This is a genomic window from Paenibacillus sp. CMM36 (genome assembly GCF_053570945.1).
The window spans coordinates 684,745-704,124 of sequence record NZ_JBSEDY010000002.1 but is presented as its reverse complement, the minus strand read 5'-3'; the positions used below and the strand labels follow the sequence as shown (position 1 = coordinate 704,124).

Sequence of the window (19,380 nt, the reverse complement as noted above, 5' to 3'; positions counted from 1 at the left end):
ATGTTAGGTATATTCCATATAAAACGTATTCCTTGTAAGGAGGTGCAGCACAATGAGACCGACTTTCAGACCGAATGTCAGCAAACGTAAAAAAGTTCACGGCTTCCGTAAAAGAATGAGCACGAAGAATGGCCGTAAAGTTTTGGCAGCTCGTCGCCAAAAAGGTAGAAAAGTATTGAGTGCGTAATGCGTGCATAAAGACCACTACGGTGGTCTTTTTTTTCATAATTGAGGTATTCAGGGATGCGATCCCTTCTTCTTTTGTTGTAAAAATGTAGTGAAAGAAGAGGGAGAAGCCCAGCATCCTGTCCTATATTAGATGAAGCTTTTGAAAACGGATATAAAATAAGCGAGATTACCATGTTGGAATGTTGTCCATACTTCTTACTATATAAAAGGTAAAGGTTAGCTTACCGACATGTGTAAAAGAGATGAGCAAGGAGAAGCGCCGTGCAAAAAAAAATTGCGTCTACGAAACCGGGCGGACTTTGGGCGCGTATACCGCCATGGCAAATCTTTTGCCAACCATCAGTTTGTGGTGTACTGGTTCCGCCGCAGAGAGGTAGAGCAGTTCCGCGTCGGAATTTCGGCCAGCAAGAAGATCGGCAATGCAGTAGTTCGCAACCGGATGCGCAGAATCGTTAAGGAAATTGTGCGCCATCATGAGCATGAATTGGTGGAGCAGATTGATCTGATTTTTATCGTTCGTAAGGGTGCAGTTACTAAGTCGTATCAAGAGCTGGAGAAAAGCGTGCTGCACGTTCTACGCAAAGCCTCGCTGCTCAAGTCTTCACGCCGATAGTCAGTATCTTTGTCCTACAGGATATGGTATGATTTACGTTGGAATGGATTGGTTAAGAAAGGGGTTATGAAGTGTCGCGTTTGAAGACTCAACGGGGAAAATGGTTCCTCCTGATTGCCTTATTGGCACTTGTTGCTGTGCTGTCCGGATGTGCCCAGACGGCCCACAATTCTTACACGACGGCAGACTTGGCCAATGGATCAGTTTGGCAAAGATATGTCGTTTACTGGTTTTCGTATGCGCTAGATACATTTGCCCAATGGTTCTCTGGAGAGTATGGCCTGGCCGTACTGGTTCTGGTGATTATCGTGCGAACCATTATTTTGCCGCTTACACTCAAGCAAGTACGTAGTTCCAAAGCTATGCAGGCCATTCAGCCGCAATTAAAAGAAATTCAAGCGAAGTACAAGGATACGCCTGAGAAAGTCCAGCAAGAGACGATGAAGTTGTTCCAGGAAAACAAGGTCAACCCGATGGCTGGCTGTCTTCCTTTGGTAGTACAGATGCCCATTTTCATCGCGCTTTATAATGCCATTTATTATAACTCGGCATTGCGGGATCATGACTTCTTGTGGCTCCAGTTAGGTAAACCGGATCACTTGTTTATCTTGCCGATTTTGGCGGCGATTACGACATTTGTCCAAACTTGGATGATGATGAAAATGAATCCGACGCCGCAGCAAGGACCGATGCAATTTTTGCTGTACGTCTATCCGGTGCTGATTCTGTTCATGTCGTACAACTTCCCATCCGCTTTGCCGTTATACTGGTTCTACAGTAATATTTACACGATCATTCAAAACTATTTCCTTTATCGGAATAAGGATAAAGAAGCAGCACTGGCAAATGTGAAAACAGCCAGTCTCGCGAAAACGGGTTCCTCCAATAGTAAGAAAAAAGGCGGCAAAAACACGAAGGGGGCTAAAAAGTCGAGATGACCAAAGTCGTGACATCAGGAAAAACCGTTGAAGATGCTGTAAGACAAGGACTCTCCCAACTGGGAGTAAGCCGTGAACGGGTAACCGTAAGCGTGTTGGAACAGCCGTCAAAAGGATTCCTGGGGTGGCTCGGGGTCAAGAAGGCGAAGGTGGAGCTTACGCTGCTCTCTGAGCCGTCTCCTGAAACCACACACGCGGCTGAATTTCATGTATCGGCTCAAGCACCTTCTAGCGTGGGACAGGCTTTATCAGAAGAAACTGGGCCTGTTGCACAGGAAGCACAGATGAACACAGAAGCACCTTCGGGACATGTAGATCCTTATGAAGAGGCGGTGCGTTTCATCCGTGAAACAGCAGCAGGAATGGGATTGGACGTTAAAGTTGATGTCCGCCACCGCAAGGATGAAAGTACACTGGATATCTCCGGTCCGTCGCTCGGTATGTTGATCGGCCGCAGAGGACAGACATTGGATGCATTGCAGTACCTGACGAATATCGTTGCCAACCGTCATTCTGACAAATTCATCCGAATTGTGCTGGATGCCGAGCAATTTCGTGCACGTCGGCAAAAAACGCTGGAGGATTTGGCAGATCGGTTGGCGAACCAGGCTATTCGTTATGGCAAGGAAGTGGTGCTGGAGCCAATGCCGTCACAGGAGCGGAAGCTGATTCACGCCAAGCTCCAACAGCATGCGCTGGTTAGAACATACAGCAAGGGGGACGAGCCCAATCGGCGCGTCGTCATTGCTAAAAAATAATCCGACGCAATGGCTCTCTGCAAGATGCAGAAGCCATTGCTTTTTTTCTTATATTTCTCGCTGAAACGGCTGCCGTCCTTGATGAAGGACGGCAATGTCGTTTCTACTTGATAGGAGGTAGAAACTTTATGCTGAGCGATACTATAGCTGCCATTGCAACGGCTGTCGGCGAGGGCGGTATTGCGGTTGTACGGGTCAGCGGGCCAGATGCGGTCACGGAAGTGGAGGCTTTGTTTCGTAGTAAAACGCCTCTAAGCAAAGCTCAAACTCACACGGTACATTATGGACATATTATAGATCCCCAAAGCCAGGAAAAGGTGGAGGAAGTTTTAGTTACAGTAATGCGGGCGCCACGCTCTTTTACGACAGAAGATGTCGTAGAAATCAGCACTCATGGCGGGGTCGTAGCCGTCAAACGGGTGATGGATTTACTATTGCTGCAAAATATACGTCTGGCTGAGCCAGGGGAATTTACGAAACGTGCTTTTCTGAATGGTCGTATTGACCTAAGTCAGGCGGAGGGTGTCATTGACTTAATTCGCTCCAAATCAGATAAAGCTTTTTCGGTGGCTTTGAAGCAGGTAGATGGACAGCTGTCCCAGAATATTCGTCGCTTGCGTCATGTTTTGGTGGAGACACTTGCTCATATTGAAGTGAACATTGATTATCCTGAGCATGATGTTGAATCTTTTACATCTGATTTAATCATGGATAAAAGCAGTCAGGTCATGATGGAAATTGATCGGCTGCTGCATATGGCGGAGCAGGGAAAGATTTTGCGTGAAGGGTTGACCACAGCGATTGTTGGAAGACCAAATGTGGGGAAATCATCACTGCTGAACACATTGGCTCAGGGCGAGCGGGCCATTGTGACCGATATTCCGGGCACAACCCGTGACGTTATTGAGGAATATGTGACGATTAATAATATTCCACTCAAGTTGCTGGATACAGCTGGGATTCGTGAAACGATGGATGTTGTGGAACGGATTGGAGTAGAACGTTCGAGAACGGCGGTTAGTGAAGCAGATCTGCTACTCATCGTCATTAACGCCAACGAACCACTGCATGAGGATGAAATGGCATTAATGGAACAAATCCGCGGTAGACAAGCGATTGTCATTATGAATAAAATGGACTTACCGGCCCAGGTAGACCGGGATTTGTTGCTGCGTTATGTTCCTGAAGAGCTTATCGTACCGATGTCTGTGAAGGAAAATGAGGGAGCGGACCGACTGGAGCAGGCTATATCCAAGTTATTCTTTAGCGGCAAGCTGGAATCAGCGGATATGACATATGTCAGCAACGTACGGCATATTGCTTTGTTGAAGAAGGCGCGCCAATCGCTGGTAGATGCCTATGAAGCTGCTGATCAATTTGTTCCGATCGACATGATCCAGATTGATGTAAGGCTGGCATGGGAGCATTTGGGTGAGATTGTAGGCGATACTGCGCATGATGCGCTAATAGACCAAATATTTTCACAATTTTGTCTAGGCAAATAGAACATTTAAGCATGGCTGATATAAGCCTGCTATCGTTATAGATATACAAGAGCATATTCGGCGTGAAGACCGAAATGTATAAGGAGGTAAGTAAAGGTATGGGTTACCAAGGAGGCGACTATGACGTGATTGTCGTAGGCGCGGGCCATGCAGGTGTAGAATCGGCCTTGGCAGCAGCACGGATGGGCTGTCGCACGTTGATGATCACAATTAACCTGGATATGGTCGCGTTCATGCCCTGCAACCCGTCTATTGGCGGTCCTGCAAAAGGACATGTGGTGCGAGAAATTGATGCACTGGGCGGCGAAATGGGTCGGAATATAGACAAGACATTTATCCAAATGAGAATGTTAAATACTGGTAAAGGTCCGGCGGTTCATGCATTGCGTGCACAAGCAGACAAGTTCTCTTATCAGCATGCGATGAAGGAAACGATGGAAAAGGAACCGAATTTGACCTTACGCCAAGGTATGGTTGAAGAACTGATTATGGAAGATGGTCATTGCGTAGGTGTAATCACGAAGACGGGCACAGAGTATCGAAGTAAAGCAGTTGTCCTGACCACAGGCACTTATCTGCGCGGGAAAATCATTATGGGCGAGCTAATGTATGAGAGTGGTCCGAACAATCAACAGCCTTCGTTGAGATTGTCTGAGCATTTGAGAGAGCTGGGTTTTGATCTGGTTCGATTTAAGACAGGAACGCCACCACGTGTGCATAAGGACACGATTGATTTTAGCAAAACGGAAATACAACCGGGTGATGATCAACCGAAGTTCTTTTCCTATGAAACGAAGTCTTCGGATAATGAACAGCTTCCTTGCTGGCTGACATATACTTCAGTAGAAACACATCAGATTATTAATGATAATTTGCACCGTGCGCCTATGTTCTCTGGTCTGATTGAAGGAACGGGACCACGATATTGCCCATCTATTGAAGATAAAGTGGTACGCTTCAGTGATAAGCCTAAGCACCAAATCTTTTTGGAGCCTGAAGGTAAAAACACATCTGAATACTATGTTCAGGGCTTGTCGACCAGCTTGCCAGAGGATGTACAATTAGCTGTACTGCGTTCGATTCCGGGGATGGAAAAGGTAGAGATGATGCGTAACGGCTATGCTATTGAATATGATGCAATGGTACCTACGCAGTTATGGCCTACTTTGGAAACGAAGAAAGTCCCAGGCTTGTTCACAGCAGGTCAGATTAACGGTACTTCCGGTTACGAAGAAGCTGCGGGTCAAGGAATTATGGCAGGGATTAACGCAGCTCGTAAGGTGCAGGGCAAAGAGCCTGTCGTATTGGACCGTTCGCAAGGCTACATCGGGGTCCTGATTGACGATCTGGTGACGAAGGGGACGAATGAGCCATACCGCTTGCTGACGTCACGTGCAGAATATCGTCTGTTGTTGCGTCATGATAACGCTGATCTGCGATTGACTCCGATTGGGCATGATATTGGCCTAATTACGGATGAACGATACGAGCGCTTTTTGGATAAAAAGCAAAAGGTAGATCAAGAGATTGAACGCTTGCGCTTGGCGAAGGTTCGTCCAGTTGATATCAATGAGATGCTGGAGCAAGGCGGATCTGCACCGATACAGGATGGCAGTAATTTGTTAACGGTGCTACGTCGACCAGAGATCAGTTATGCGCAAGTAGCACAAATCTCACCTTCACCTATAGCTCTTACGGAGGAAGAACAGGAGCAGGTGGAAATCCAAATTAAGTATGCGGGCTACATTGAAAAGCAATTGATGCATGTGGAGCGTCTGCAAAAGATGGAGAAGAAGAAGCTTCCAGAGGATATTGTATACAATGAAGTTCAAGGACTGGCCATTGAAGCCAAGCAGAAACTTGAAAAGATCCGTCCGATGTCGATTGGTCAGGCATCCCGTATTTCGGGTGTAACCCCTGCGGATATTTCCATTTTGCTGGTTTATCTGGAGCATTATAACCGCGTAACAGCAGCAAGGGGATCATAATGGACGCGATACAACAGCAATTTAAGCAGCGGCTGGCAGAGCATAGTATTGTGATTAATGACAGTCAGTTAGAGCAGTTTGAAGCATATTACCGTGTGCTGGTTGAGTGGAATGAAAAAATGAACCTGACGGGTATTACTGAGCGCGATGCAGTGTACACCAAGCATTTTTATGATTCTCTTTCCCTGGCTTTTTATGTTCCGTTAAAAGATGTGGAAAGCCTGGCCGATATTGGGTCAGGTGCAGGTTTTCCAGGTATTCCTTTGAAAATATGCTTTCCGCAGATTCAGTTGACTATTGTAGATTCGTTGAACAAACGTATACAGTTCTTGGCCCATGTAGTAGAGCAGTTGGGTTTGGAAAATGTTGAACTGGTTCACAGCAGGGCAGAGGAATTGGGGCGTAAACCAGGATACCGTGATAGCTATGATCTAGTGACAGCCAGAGCGGTTGCTCGTCTCGCCGTATTGAATGAATTTTGTTTGCCGTTTGTCCGTGAAGGAGGACACTTTGCCGCGATGAAGGGCAATGATCCTACCGAGGAAATCAAGGAAGCTTCTTACAGTTTGAAAGAGCTAAAGGGAAAAATCAAACATGTTCAGGCCTTCCAGTTACCTGTTGAAGATGCAGCCAGACATATGATTATTATTGAGAAAAGAGCGGCGACACCACGGAAATATCCGCGTAAGCCGGGTACTCCTTTGAAGGCGCCGTTAGTGTAAATGTTTGAAAGAAAGTGAATGTTTCACGTGAAACATTCACTTTTTTTATGGCTGATAGACTCTTTACATAAAAGCCTCTTTGCTAACATGCGTTCTTGTTTACATTTGGGGATCAAAGAGGATGCATAATTTATTCTCTGATCCTTCCGAAAAGCTGGTAGAGACGATAGGATTATGGCTGGAAAAGTGATAGAATAGAGATAATCGTTTTAATGTAAGTTGACTGCTCCTATACCCATGAATTCAGATATACATATAGGGGAGTGGGACAACAAATGTCGGGTGAGTACGTGGAGTGTACCCGCTTACGGCGCTGTTTCATATAGAAGGGTCTACGATCCGCGTAAGGAACTGTTTTTCACGAAGCGCTGTTAGTATGGTGCTATTATGAAATTAGGTGGTATTATACGGAATGAAAGAACAATTTTCCAAGCTATTTGGTTTGACGGAGCGATCTACTGGGGACGAAATAAAACAAATTCCAGTTCGGGATATTGTCAGCAGTCCTTATCAGCCCCGTACCATATTTGACGACGAGAAGATTGATGAGCTATGCCAGACCATTAAGACGCATGGTGTAATTCAACCGATTGTCGTTCGTTTCCGTAATGGGCAATATGAGATTATAGCAGGGGAACGTCGTTGGAGAGCTGTCACCAAGCTGGGTATGGAATCTATTCCAGCTATTGTTCGTGAGTTTAATGATTCACAAGCTGCATCCATCGCGTTGATTGAAAATCTTCAACGGGAAGGGTTAACTGCGATTGAAGAGGCTGTAGCTTACCAAAAGCTGATTGATCTACATCAGCTCACCCAGGAAAGCCTCGCTCAACGACTTGGCAAAAGCCAATCCACTATTGCTAACAAGATACGGCTGCTTCATCTACCGGAGAGAGTGAAGGAGGCTCTAATGGAACGGAAGGTATCCGAGCGTCATGCTCGTGCATTATTGTCATTAGAGACTGAAGAACTACAGTACAAGGTTTTAGATGAAGTCATTGCCAAGGAACTCAATGTGAAGCAGACAGAGGCACGAGTTGCCTTTTATAAACAAGTATCCACTAATAAGAAATCGAAGCGGATTTCCTTTACCAAGGATGTCCGGCTTGCGCTGAATACAATTCGTCAATCCATTGATATGGTGTCTGGCTCAGGCTTGGATATCAAGACCAAGGAATCTGATCATGAGGATCACTATGAGATTGTCATTCAAATTCCCAAACGTAAGTAAGGGATGAAGCGTACAGGCGGCAGCAATTGCCGCTTTTTCTGTCTAACGCCGAATAAAACCGCAGCATACTCAATTCTATTCTGAAATTGCCGTTATCCCTAAGATAAGGACTAAGTAACGTCTCCATAGAGCGTTTTGCAGGTATGGAGTGTAGCAGGATTCCGATTAAATTATGAGGTGAATGAAGTGTCAAAAATAATAGCCGTAGCCAATCAAAAGGGCGGAGTAGGCAAAACAACTACTTCCGTTAATTTGGGCGCCGGACTTGCTTCCCTCGGCAAAAGGGTATTGCTCGTGGATATCGACCCGCAAGGTAATACAACCAGCGGTGTGGGTATCAATAAGGCGGATGTGGCAAATTGTATTTATGATGTACTCATTAACGAGGTTGATCCTAGCGAAGCTATTGTCAGTACACAGGTTGAGGGATTAGATATAATTCCGGCAACCATTCAGTTAGCAGGCGCGGAAATTGAACTGGTGCCGACTATTTCTCGTGAGTTGAGATTAAAAAGATCGCTTCAACTCGTTAAGCATAATTATGATTATATACTAATTGATTGCCCACCATCGCTGGGTATTTTGACGCTCAATTCATTGACGGCTTCCGATTCAGTCATTATCCCAATCCAGTGTGAATATTACGCATTGGAAGGATTAAGTCAATTGTTGAATACCGTGCGATTAGTGCAAAAACATCTGAACACCTCATTGCAAATTGAAGGTGTGTTGTTAACCATGTTTGATGCTCGCACGAACTTGGGTATACAGGTGATTGAAGAAGTGAAAAAATATTTTCAAAGCAAGGTTTATCAGACGATTATTCCACGCAATGTGAGACTCAGCGAAGCACCTTCACATGGCCAGTCCATTATTACGTATGATCCCCGTTCCCGTGGGGCAGAGGTATATATTGAGTTGGCAAAGGAAGTGGTATCTTATGAGTAAACGGTTGGGAAAAGGACTTGATGCACTCATTCCCTCCCTTACGGTCAATGAAGAGGATAAGGTTGTTGACATTCCGCTGAGCCAGTTGCGTGCGAACCCGTACCAGCCTCGCAAAACGTTTGATGAAGAGTCCATTAAGGAATTAGCCGAGTCCATTCGTCAGCACGGTGTTATCCAACCTATTATTGCACGTAGTGTATTGCGAGGATATGAAATCATAGCCGGGGAAAGACGATTTCGGGCATCTCAATTTTGTGGGAATCCGACGATACCTGTGGTTGTTCGTAATTTTACGGATCAGCAGGTGATGGAGATTGCTCTGATTGAGAATTTGCAGCGTGAGAATTTGAATGCTATGGAAGTAGCAGTAGCTTATCAGGGATTAATGGATCAGTTTTCTTTAACTCAGGAAGAGTTGTCCATGAAAGTGGGGAAATCACGCTCTCATATTGCCAATTTCCTTCGCTTGCTCGCATTACCTGAAGAAGTTAAAGATCATGTTTCACGTGGAACATTGTCTATGGGACATGCTAGAGCTATTGTTGGCCTCAAAGATCCAGACATGGTGAAACAGTTAGCACAACAATGTATTGAACAGCAGTGGAGTGTTCGCGAGCTGGAGGAAGCCGTACAGCAGTTGGATCATAAGCCTGGTGAGGCGAAAGCCAAAGCAAAGGTACGAAAAAAGGACCCCTATATTGACCATATGGAAGAGTCCTTGCGTGAACGCTTTAAAACAACTGTGAAGATCAAGCACAATAAAGATAAAGGCAAAATTGAATTGAATTATTACAGTCAGCAGGATTTGGAAAGATTACTGGAGCTATTACAGTAGTTTGTTGAAATATGGACATGTCTCCTTGAGCAAAATGGAAAGTGAGATATGTCTTTGCTTTGTCTGGAATTGCAGGAATTAGAATGGTTTTGATGGATAAACTAATAGCCTTGTGTTATTTGTTTCGCTGTTCTCAAACGTATAAAATATAAGTATGCAGTAATATGATTTTTGGGGTAGAGGAGTAGAAGCAAGCATATGGCTGAATTGAATGGACTAATCATGGAACAGCTTGCCGGAATCGTTGCAGGGATCGTGCTTATTTTGCTCATCCTGTTGATTGTTATTATTGTGCAGGGTGCAAAGCTAAAGAATATGCGGCGAAAGTATGAAACCATGATGGCAGGCAGTGGTGTCGAGAATTTGGAAACACTGTTGATTGATTTGAAGGTACAGATGGATACGATTGAGGATGAGCAAGAAACCCATCGTGCAAGTATGAAATCACTACGTAGTAAACTGACAGGCTTGAAGGGACATATAGGCATCAAACGCTATAATGCCTTTGGTGAGAGAGGAAGCGATTTAAGCTTCTCTCTGGCTATTGTAGACGACAATCAGGATGGTATGGTATTAACCGGCATTTATAACCGAGATGGCTCATATGTGTATGCCAAGCCTCTAGAAGCGGGACAGTCCACCTATTCCTTATCACCTGAAGAAAAAGAAGCCGTCACTCTTGCGCAGCAAGCAGGACGGAACGGTAGTGCCACTCCTTAATCGCGGAGTATAGGCTGCCAGCAATGATATCTGATAATTTCATTACCAAATTTAGTCTTGTATTTTGCAGCACGAAGTATTCCATGAAGCCGCCGACGTTAACGATACCAGTCAAATGGATATCGCCGACCGGCGGTAATTCTTTATTTACACCTGCTCCAGGCTTGAGAGGACCATCTGAAACCTGAATGCATCCAACGCTGGAGGTTTGTCCAAGACATGCATCTATACCAATGATATAAGGCTGTTCATATCGGGCTTGTATGCCGTTCAGTGTCGTTTGCAGGTTCATGGCATGTACAGGCTCCTCTAATGTACCGTATAGGTTAAACAGAGGGCTTTTGTAGCGTGATAAATGCGTACCTACGAGCGGACCCAGACAATCTCCAGTAGAACGGTCAGTGCCGATGCAAATAATGACGATATTTTGCAGACTCGGTGCCTGATGCAGATGGAACAGTAGACGATGGATGATGGCTGATTGGATCCCGGGATCTGTGTGTGATATTTTTAAACTTAGGGGTTCTTGCCCCGGAATGAAGTCAGATGGATGAGTCATGGAATCTTCCTTTCGCTCTGTAGTGGAGTGTGAAGGTTACGCTCGCAGTACCTTGAGATAACAATTAGCCTGCGGGTAACATTTATGCTCAGGATAGTAGCTAGTATATGGATAAACTTATGCTTTTATACTCACAGGAAGTAGAATATTCATAGCCATATGTTTGAAGTCGGTAGATAAGCTTATATAGTGAGGATTTTGCAAAATCCTGATAGTAGGAAATAGAATTCGGGAAGCAGGAAGAGTAGTTCCCTTGTTTAAGGAGGAGTACAGCATGACCTTTATACATTGGTTGACCGATAATTTAGACACGGGTGACGTAGTGAAAGATGCAATTCACTGGAAGGATGCTGTATTGAAATGGCTTACCGATAGTGCGATGTGGTCGACCTTTTTGTTTGTAATTTTGAAAATCGCGATTATTTTTATCATCACACGTATCTTTATTCGAGTTATTAATAAAATTATAGATAAGTCAATGCAACAAAAGGGAGATAACGGCAGGTTTCGATTGAACACAAGGCGGTTAACAACTGTTGGGGAATTACTGAAAAACATAACCAATATTGTATTTAATTTCATTTTAATTATGCTGGTGCTATCGCAAATGGGCATTAATCTCGGCCCGCTGATTGCTGGAGCTGGAGTGCTTGGATTGGCCGTTGGTTTTGGGGCACAGAGCTTGGTTAAGGATGTAATTACCGGATTTTTCATTATTTTTGAGGATCAATTTGCCGTAGGAGACGTCATTCAGACAGGTACTTTCAAGGGTACAGTGGAAATGATCGGGCTGCGTACAACCAGACTGGTGAGCTGGAAAGGTGAGGTGTACATTTTACCGAATGGCTCAATTACAACGGTAACAAACTTCTCCATGTCCAACGCGTTGGCGGTAGTGGATGTGCCAATGAAGGCCGAGCGTAGCCTGGAGGAAGCAGTTGGCTTGGTAAAACAGGCAATCCAAGGCATTGAAGAATCCAATGTACAGATACTTAATATACCGGATGTGTTAGGGGTTCAGTCCATGACCACCTCAGAGTATATTGTGCGTGTTGTGGCAGAATGTATGCCGAATACAGGGGCCGTGGTAGAGCGTGATATTCAGAATAACATCAAGAAGGCTCTGGAGGATGAGGAACATCGTCAGGCAGCATTGGAGACGGCGGTAACCCTAGACAAAGAAGACGAACAAGGAAGAAAAGGGGGAGAGAAGGGTGGAGCGTAAGTCATTTGAACTAGGGGACATTGTACAGATGAAGAAGCCCCATCCGTGTGGAACGAATGAAATGGAAATTATCCGCATGGGGATGGATATTCGAATCAAATGTGTCGGTTGCCAGCATAGTGTGCTGATTCCGCGTGCCAAGTTCGAAAAAAACATGAAGAAAGTGCTGCGATCAAAGGCCAACGTCGACGAGCAAAACACAGAAGCAAATTGAGCCAAGAAAGATGAATGGCGATGAACCAGAATCAGCTTGCGTCACAGTTGCAATGATGATATAATTATCCTTGCTGCGGAAAGGTACCCAAGAGGTCTAAGGGGGCTGACTCGAAATCAGTTAGGCGTCGCAAGGCGTGCGTGGGTTCGACTCCCACTCTTTCCGCCACTAACTTCATTAAATAAACCAATCTCTTACGTCTGTGACGTAGGGGATTTTTTGTTTTTGGAATAAAAGGTCAACAGATTGTGATAAAGTGAAAAGCACTAAGATAAACCATGAGGGTAAAGGAAGAAACGATTACAAATCTATTGGGATGAATAAGGCGTTATAACAAAAAAATGCTCCTGACAGCGGGGAAATTATTGCCGTTAGGAGCACTCTTTTGTTATAGCTGGTTAGGCGGGTAATGATAGCGTTTTGTTTTTTTTGAGCCAGAGATCATCAGAAGGATCGCCGCAATCAAATGGAGAGCCCAGCCCACAAAGGGTATCCAGGCCAGCAAAGAAGTGAGTACTCCCCATACAGAGCCGTAGATCGCCTCCTGATTGCGTAACGATAGGATAAGTGTTACTGCATGCAGGATAAGCATAAATCCCAGAGCCGAGTAGCCGGTCCCCATGACAATAGCTCCCCCCACAATTGGTACGGCAAGCACCAATTCGAATATACCTGATATCCACTTTAATATTCGAGAATAGCTCATCTTTAAACCTCCGTAGATAGTAGGTCTTTGTACTTGGATATATTCTAGCAGAAGGAGCTCAATTAATCTGCATTTTACCAGGATATGCAAAAAGTCCGATAATGCAACAAAGGAGGACCACAAAGGTCCTCCATCGTAGGCGATACATTTTTAACAGGATACGATCTGTCCAATCACATCATGAAACTCGGTGTACTGACCAGCAATACCGTGTCGAAAAGACAGTGTCCTTTTACACAAACCTAACGCTTCTAATGCCCGGAATGGATCTCCTAACAGTTTGTCCGGCTACGTCGTCCAACGGAACCACACCTCTCTGTTGTATCGCCTAATCATAATATGGCCAGAACTCCTAAGAAATATACATTAGTGGACACGAGCTTTCGTTTTTTTCTTCCATTTGCGATTATGGTTGGTGGTCTCCGGAAAAGAGTCGCCTCTTTCCAGCGTTACTTGTTGCGGGTTTTGAATTTCAGTATGGAAGCTTTTTTCTCCGACCTCCATATATACGCCGTCGTTTGGGACGTTATCCCCTGGTTCGAACTCAGTCTTTTCACCCATATGGTGGCACCTCCTTAGATAAATGAATTTGGACTGCAACGGTTATTGTGCGCTGTCTTGAACAGAAACATGCGAAACCGGGTATACAGATAGTGAGTGAATCAAATGATTTCCTTTATATATGCGAAATTTTTGATGTTATATAAAATTGTATAAAGCTAATGATATGCAGTATATTTAGCTGTTTTAGGCTTATGTTTCGAATTTGTAGGTTGCATTCAGTTGTTGGATTTGGTAAACTGTTTTAGTGCGAGTTTAGGCTCGTTCCTTGCTCTCAACTGAGATTGAGGGCCTTATGTCCATAAGGAGGTGTAAAGAATGCGCAAATATGAAGCGATGTATATTATTCGTCCTGACATTGAACAAGAAGCTGTTCAAGCGACAGTCGATAAATTCCAAGGTATCATCTCTAACGGCGGTGGCGAAATTACGAGTCACGATGTAACTAAACGCCGTCTTGCGTATGAGATCAAGAAATTCCGTGATGGTTCTTTCGTTCTGGTAAACTTCACAGCAGAACCTGCTGTTGTTACTGAGCTTGAGCGTATCATGAAAATTTCTGACGAAGTAATTCGTTATCTCATTACGAACGACGTAGCTTAATTATTGTACGTGATTATGTAATGAACAACGCTCAAAGGAGGGGATTGGATTGTTGAACCGTGTCATTCTGATCGGTCGTTTGACCAAAGATCCAGAGCTGCGCTATACACCGTCTGGTGTAGCAGTAACCCAGTTCACCCTGGCTGTAGACCGTCCGTTTACGAGTCAAGGCGGCGAACGGGAAGCGGATTTCTTGCCGATCGTAACCTGGCGTCAGCTTGCTGAAACATGCGCTAACTATCTTCGCAAAGGTCGTTTAACGGCTGTTGAAGGCCGTGTTCAGGTGCGTAATTATGAGAACAATGAAGGAAAACGTGTATACGTGACTGAAATTGTAGCTGATAATGTGCGTTTCTTGGAATCTAACCGCGATGGCGGTGGCGGCAATAGCGGTGGAGCTGCGCGTGAGGAGTCTCCTTTCGGAGGCGGTAACAGCAATAGTGGACGCGGGAATAATAACTCGCGAAACAATCAGGATCCTTTTTCCGATGACGGAAAACCGATCGATATTTCGGATGATGATTTACCATTTTAATTGGGAAAGGACTGACAAAGAATGGGCTTCAGACAAAGAGAAGGCGGAGACGATAACAAAAGACCAGCTCGTCGTGGTGGTCGCAACAAACGTCGTAAAGTATGTTTCTTCACTGTGAACAAAATTACTCACATTGACTATAAAGATACAGACCTGCTTAAAAAATTCATCAGCGAACGTGGAAAAATTCTTCCTCGTCGTGTGACTGGAACAAGTGCGAAATATCAACGTATGTTGACAATCGCTGTTAAACGTTCCCGTCAAATCGCATTGCTTCCTTACACTACTGAATAGTAGTGGGTGGAAAAAAAGACGTTCCCGATCCCGGGAGCGTCTTTTTTCGTGATTTTTTATATTGACAACAAGTCCCATCTATTGTAACTTACTAATAATACAATCCATGTTTACCCATAAACGATAGTATACCTTTTAATGGCTTGTGAAATTGCAAGCTCCCCAACTCGCCAGAGTAAATATTTCGGCATTCTGAAATGTTATTTTATATTACATAGAGTCCTGTTTTTTGTCATTTTCCACAAGTAAAATTCATAAACTTTACATAAATAGATGTTTTGCATTTGTATATTACATAAAAAAAGATATTGACGTGATATTATTTTACACTTAAGATAAACCTTAATAAAAATGTAATGGTTGTTAGTACACAAAATTGACCAGAGGTCTAAAACACGCGTTTACGTTATTAGGACAGTAAGGAGGATGTGCAACTTCATTTTCAAACCTCAAGCTTTAACGAATCACCGCAGGAATGAGACAGGCTGTTAAATAAAGAACCGACTAAGGGGGATTAACAGGATGATGCAGACGAAGAAATGGGTTTCTTTGCTTATGATGCTTACGATCGTTGGTGTTCTGTTTGCAGGATGTAGCGGAGGTGCCAATGAGGCACAGCCACAGGAAGGCAATGCGGGCAATAAAACAGAGGGAAATGAAGCAAGTGCACCTGTTACAGAGGGCGTTATTAAAGCAACTGATCTGTCGCAAAATCCTCCGGGAGCGACGAATCGGAAAGATAACATTGTAGTAGGTATGACATCACCTAAAGGGGTATTCAACCCGCTATTCTGGCAAACAACTTATGATTTATATGTGGTCAGAACAGTATTTGATTCCTTCTTACAGGTGAAGGCAGATGGTACATATGAAAATAGTTTGGCTGACAAGGTTGATGTATCGCCGGATGGTCTAAAATATACATTCCATCTGAAACCAGGTGTGAAGTATAGTGATGGCACGCCAGTAACCGTGAAGGATTATGCTTTTGTCCTCAAGGTACTGCATGATCCGAATTATGATGGAGAAACGGATGTTTTATCTTTTAAGATTAAAGGCGGTAAAGAATATCACGATGGCAAGGCGAATGATATCTCGGGTATCAAGGTCATTGATGATAACACGGTAGAGGTAACGGTTACAGAAGCAACAGCGTATACAAAGGATTTTCTGGGTGAGCAATACTTTATGCCAGAAGCTTATTATGGAAAAGGATTCAAAAAGGGTAACCTGGACAGCATCAAGGCGCTTAATAATAAACCAATCGGTTCCGGGCAGTATGTGCTGAAAAGCTTCTCTCCGGGTCAGCAAGTCGTTCTTGAAGCGAATCCAAACTACTTCAAGGGCGCACCAAAGGTGAAATCAGTTATTTTTAAAACAACAACAGAAGAAACGAACCTGTCTATGCTGCAAACAGGTGAAACGGACATGGATAACATCACAGTTACGGAAGACAATGTAGAGGAATTAAAGGCGTTGGGCTTCTTGGACGTGAATATTATGCCAACGAACGGCTATGGATATATTGCGTTTAATCACAAGGAAAAGAAATTTCAGGACCCTAAAGTACGTCAGGCTTTAACTATTGGGTTAAACCGCAAGGAGATTGTGCAGGGTGTATATGGTCCATATGCGAATGTTATTAACATTCCACAATCTACAGAATCTTGGTCTTATACGGATGAAGGTATCAACAAATATGAATTTGATACAGCTAAGGCGAAGGCTTTGCTGGATGAAGCAGGCTGGAAGGTTGGTGCTGACGGAATCCGTGAAAAGGACGGCGAAAAGCTGACCATTAACTTCTCTGCAACTGCTGATAATCCAGTAGTAGAGGCCTTGCTGCCGATCATGTCCAATAACTACAAGGAACTGGGCATTAAGTTGACGTCCGAAACTCTAGATTTTAATGCCATTATGGATAAGAAGGATACGGGCAAGTTCGATATGTTCTTTGCGGCTTGGGGCTTAACTCCAGACCCGGATACAACGACTTTTATTACGAATGGTGCACAAAATGATATCGGCTATTCCAATAAGAAAGTCGATGAACTAACGCTTGCTGGTAAGCATGAGATGGATCAAGAGAAACGGAAACAGATTTACAAACAGCTCTATCAAGAGTTGAACAAGGATCTGCCAACTATTTTTATGTATCAACGCAGAGATATGTGGCCAGTTAATGGACGTGTAACCGGCTTAGAAATTACGCCATACAAAGATTTTGAATTCACTCTGCATAACGCTCAGATCGCTCAATAAGGGTTGCCAATCGTATGCTCAGCTCTCACGAGCTGGGCATATCACTTTATTCGTCTGGAGGAATGAATATGAAGCAGTACATTATTCGAAGACTGCTGCAACTCATCCCCACACTTATTGGCATATCCATTATCGTGTTTGCGATTTCAGCCATGGTGCCGGGTGATTATATTACAGCCAAGCAGAACCCGAATATGACGGCCGAAAAGGCGCAGCAGCTACGACATATCTACGGGCTGGATAAACCGGAATACCAACGCTATTTTATATGGGCCGGTAATATGTTAAAGGGGAATATGGGGGATTCATTACAGCATAAGCAGCCGGTAACGAAGGTCATTGGCAATTATGTATGGAACTCATTTATTATCGCTTTTTTTAGTCTTATTTTCAGCTGGTTGATTGCGGTTATTGCAGGGGTATTTTCAGCCAAGTTCCAATATTCGTTATTCGATAAGTTTGTCACATTATTTATTTTCTTATGTATGTCGCTGCCTTCATTTTTTATTGGTCTATTGGTCATCAAAATATTTGCCCTGGAGTGGGGAATTCTCCCGGTTGGGGGCATGACCACAGCAGGGATGGAGCCAGGCTCATGGGCTTATATGGTGGATGTTCTCAAGCATATGTTCCTGCCGACACTCGTACTTACGATGCTGAGCACAGGAAGCCTGACCCGGTATTTCCGTACAGGCATGTTGGAGGTCATTCGTCAGGATTATATTCGTACCGCACGCGCCAAAGGCTTGAAGGAACGGACAGTTATTTTCAAGCACGCACTGCGCAATGCACTGATTCCAGCCATCACACTACTCGGCTTCGAGCTTCCGGCCTTATTTGGTGGAGCGATGATTCTGGAGAAGGTATTTGTGTGGCCAGGTGTGGGTCAGGTTTATCTGGAGTCGATTAGTATGCGGGATTATCCGTTTATGTTGGGCTTCACGATTTTCTTAGCGTTACTTACGCTTATCGGTAATTTGCTCTCTGATGTATTGTATGGCATGGCAGATCCAAGAATTCGCTTGAAGTAGGAGGGATACTATTGTCCGCAGAAACAGTCACGATTGAAACGAATCAAAAGGCGGCGATCCGTCCTGAAGCGTCTCCATGGAGAATCGCCGTTCGCCGTTTTAACCAAAACCGTCTGGCTTTGGCTGGTCTCGTTATATTAATTCTGATGGTTGTCATTTGTAGTTTTGGACCGATGATTTCACCTTATCATTTAGATGATTACAGGCTAGCTGACAAAAATTTATCGCCTAATGCTAAGTACTGGCTCGGTACGGATAAGTTTGGTAGAGATATTTTGCTGCGAACAATGCTGGCTGGCCGTATTTCCTTGACGGTAGGGCTGGTCGCCACGTTTATTTCGGTCATGATCGGCGCAACGCTGGGTGCGCTGGCAGGGTTTTATCGTAAAGGCGTGGATACGGTTATTATGCGGATTGCCGATATTTTCATGGCACTCCCTACATTACCGCTGCTTATTATTTTAGGTGCTGTTCTGTCGGATTTGAAGGTCGATCCGTCGAATCGCATTTATTTTCTGATGCTCATTATCGGGGTCCTGAGCTGGACTAGCTTGTCCCGTCTGGTCAGAGGGCAGATTCTTACGCTGCGTGAACAGGAGTTCATGCAGGCGACGGAAGCGCTAGGCTTGAGAGACCGTCGCAAAATATTCCGGCATTTGCTGCCGAACACGATTCCTACCATTATTGTTACGGCTACGCTTGGAGTAGCGGGTGCGATTATTACAGAATCTGCGCTCAGCTACTTGGGAATCGGTGTTGTGCCGCCCACACCTTCGTGGGGGAATATGATATCGGCTGCGAATAACCTAATTGACTTCCGCAAACGGCCTTGGATATGGGTTCCACCGGGAATGTGTATTCTCATTACAGTTGTAGCGATTAACCTGATTGGCGACGGTTTGCGTGACGCACTAGACCCTAAAATGAAGAAGTAGGAGACGAA

The 19,380-nt window shown here is 44.4% G+C and carries 22 protein-coding genes and 1 tRNA gene; 20 read left to right on the top strand and 3 right to left on the bottom strand.

Going from position 1 to position 19,380, the window contains the following annotated elements:
• Nucleotides 1-52 precede the first annotated feature (52 nt).
• From rpmH to ACWA2B_RS07255, 11 genes are all read left to right on the top strand, one after another.
• Nucleotides 53-187 (top strand): 50S ribosomal protein L34, encoded by a 135-nt coding sequence (rpmH, locus tag ACWA2B_RS07305; RefSeq protein WP_007433250.1) that lies wholly within the window; start codon nt 53-55, stop codon nt 185-187.
• 231 nt (nt 188-418) lie between these two features.
• Complete coding sequence (gene rnpA, locus ACWA2B_RS07300) at nt 419-802, top strand: ribonuclease P protein component (protein ID WP_449291853.1); 384 nt, start codon at nt 419-421, stop codon at nt 800-802.
• A gap of 71 nt (nt 803-873) precedes the next feature.
• Nucleotides 874-1,740, top strand: coding sequence for a YidC/Oxa1 family membrane protein insertase (locus ACWA2B_RS07295; protein ID WP_029518972.1), 867 nt, complete (start codon nt 874-876; stop codon nt 1,738-1,740).
• A complete protein-coding gene (gene jag, locus ACWA2B_RS07290) occupies nt 1,737-2,498 on the top strand; it encodes an RNA-binding cell elongation regulator Jag/EloR (RefSeq protein WP_069012579.1) in 762 nt (253 codons plus the stop codon). Before ACWA2B_RS07295 ends, jag begins: the two co-directional genes overlap by 4 nt.
• A gap of 128 nt (nt 2,499-2,626) precedes the next feature.
• Nucleotides 2,627-4,003, top strand: a complete 1,377-nt coding sequence (gene mnmE / locus ACWA2B_RS07285) for a tRNA uridine-5-carboxymethylaminomethyl(34) synthesis GTPase MnmE (RefSeq protein ID WP_449291852.1) — start codon at nt 2,627-2,629, stop codon at nt 4,001-4,003.
• Nucleotides 4,004-4,101: 98 nt separating this feature from the next.
• Nucleotides 4,102-5,991, top strand: a complete 1,890-nt coding sequence (mnmG, locus tag ACWA2B_RS07280) for a tRNA uridine-5-carboxymethylaminomethyl(34) synthesis enzyme MnmG (protein WP_029518968.1) — start codon at nt 4,102-4,104, stop codon at nt 5,989-5,991.
• Complete coding sequence (rsmG, locus tag ACWA2B_RS07275) at nt 5,991-6,713, top strand: 16S rRNA (guanine(527)-N(7))-methyltransferase RsmG (RefSeq protein ID WP_029518967.1); 723 nt, start codon at nt 5,991-5,993, stop codon at nt 6,711-6,713. Before mnmG ends, rsmG begins: the two co-directional genes overlap by 1 nt.
• Before the next feature lie 412 nt (nt 6,714-7,125).
• Nucleotides 7,126-7,944 carry a nucleoid occlusion protein gene (noc, locus tag ACWA2B_RS07270; RefSeq protein ID WP_029518966.1) on the top strand — a complete coding sequence of 273 codons (819 nt, stop codon included), beginning with the start codon at nt 7,126-7,128 and terminating at the stop codon, nt 7,942-7,944.
• A gap of 186 nt (nt 7,945-8,130) precedes the next feature.
• Nucleotides 8,131-8,892, top strand: a complete 762-nt coding sequence (locus tag ACWA2B_RS07265; protein ID WP_023991152.1) for a ParA family protein — start codon at nt 8,131-8,133, stop codon at nt 8,890-8,892.
• On the top strand, nt 8,885-9,727 hold the full coding sequence (locus tag ACWA2B_RS07260; protein ID WP_029518964.1) for a ParB/RepB/Spo0J family partition protein: 843 nt from the start codon (nt 8,885-8,887) through the stop codon (nt 9,725-9,727). Before ACWA2B_RS07265 ends, ACWA2B_RS07260 begins: the two co-directional genes overlap by 8 nt.
• Before the next feature lie 198 nt (nt 9,728-9,925).
• On the top strand, nt 9,926-10,447 hold the full coding sequence (locus tag ACWA2B_RS07255) for a DUF4446 family protein (RefSeq protein WP_029518963.1): 522 nt from the start codon (nt 9,926-9,928) through the stop codon (nt 10,445-10,447).
• Here ACWA2B_RS07255 and yyaC read toward each other — a convergent pair.
• A complete protein-coding gene (gene yyaC, locus ACWA2B_RS07250; protein ID WP_025723135.1) occupies nt 10,401-11,006 on the bottom strand; it encodes a spore protease YyaC in 606 nt (201 codons plus the stop codon). The genes ACWA2B_RS07255 and yyaC overlap by 47 nt on opposite strands.
• 274 nt (nt 11,007-11,280) lie before the next feature.
• On the opposite strand from yyaC, the gene ACWA2B_RS07245 reads away from it, so the two are divergent.
• The 3 genes from ACWA2B_RS07245 (at nt 11,281) to ACWA2B_RS07235 (ending at nt 12,613) form a co-directional block, all read left to right on the top strand.
• Nucleotides 11,281-12,231, top strand: a complete 951-nt coding sequence (locus ACWA2B_RS07245) for a mechanosensitive ion channel family protein (protein WP_029518962.1) — start codon at nt 11,281-11,283, stop codon at nt 12,229-12,231.
• Nucleotides 12,221-12,445 carry a DUF951 domain-containing protein gene (locus tag ACWA2B_RS07240; protein ID WP_029518961.1) on the top strand — a complete coding sequence of 75 codons (225 nt, stop codon included), beginning with the start codon at nt 12,221-12,223 and terminating at the stop codon, nt 12,443-12,445. Before ACWA2B_RS07245 ends, ACWA2B_RS07240 begins: the two co-directional genes overlap by 11 nt.
• Nucleotides 12,446-12,522: 77 nt before the next feature.
• A tRNA-Ser gene (locus ACWA2B_RS07235) sits at nt 12,523-12,613 on the top strand.
• Nucleotides 12,614-12,833: 220 nt separating this feature from the next.
• Here the strand turns inward: ACWA2B_RS07235 and ACWA2B_RS07230 are convergent.
• Entirely contained in the window at nt 12,834-13,151 is a 318-nt protein-coding gene (locus tag ACWA2B_RS07230) for a hypothetical protein (protein WP_029518959.1), read from the bottom strand.
• A gap of 366 nt (nt 13,152-13,517) precedes the next feature.
• A complete protein-coding gene (locus tag ACWA2B_RS07225) occupies nt 13,518-13,712 on the bottom strand; it encodes a YjzC family protein (RefSeq protein ID WP_029518958.1) in 195 nt (64 codons plus the stop codon).
• A gap of 318 nt (nt 13,713-14,030) precedes the next feature.
• Between ACWA2B_RS07225 and rpsF the strand changes: the two genes are divergently transcribed.
• From rpsF to opp4C, 6 genes are all read left to right on the top strand, one after another.
• Complete coding sequence (rpsF, locus tag ACWA2B_RS07220) at nt 14,031-14,315, top strand: 30S ribosomal protein S6 (protein ID WP_013312802.1); 285 nt, start codon at nt 14,031-14,033, stop codon at nt 14,313-14,315.
• Between the two features lie 49 nt (nt 14,316-14,364).
• Nucleotides 14,365-14,850 (top strand): single-stranded DNA-binding protein, encoded by a 486-nt coding sequence (ssb, locus tag ACWA2B_RS07215; RefSeq protein ID WP_029518957.1) that lies wholly within the window; start codon nt 14,365-14,367, stop codon nt 14,848-14,850.
• Nucleotides 14,851-14,871: 21 nt separating this feature from the next.
• The gene (rpsR, locus tag ACWA2B_RS07210) at nt 14,872-15,144 is read left to right on the top strand and encodes a 30S ribosomal protein S18 (RefSeq protein ID WP_013312800.1); all 273 of its coding nucleotides are present in this window, start codon (nt 14,872-14,874) and stop codon (nt 15,142-15,144) included.
• Between the two features lie 522 nt (nt 15,145-15,666).
• Nucleotides 15,667-17,406 (top strand): ABC transporter substrate-binding protein, encoded by a 1,740-nt coding sequence (locus ACWA2B_RS07205; RefSeq protein ID WP_029518956.1) that lies wholly within the window; start codon nt 15,667-15,669, stop codon nt 17,404-17,406.
• 68 nt (nt 17,407-17,474) lie between these two features.
• Nucleotides 17,475-18,437 carry an ABC transporter permease gene (locus tag ACWA2B_RS07200; protein WP_023991143.1) on the top strand — a complete coding sequence of 321 codons (963 nt, stop codon included), beginning with the start codon at nt 17,475-17,477 and terminating at the stop codon, nt 18,435-18,437.
• An 11-nt stretch (nt 18,438-18,448) separates the two neighbouring features.
• On the top strand, nt 18,449-19,372 hold the full coding sequence (opp4C, locus tag ACWA2B_RS07195; RefSeq protein ID WP_029518954.1) for an oligopeptide ABC transporter permease: 924 nt from the start codon (nt 18,449-18,451) through the stop codon (nt 19,370-19,372).
• Nucleotides 19,373-19,380: the final 8 nt, after the last annotated feature.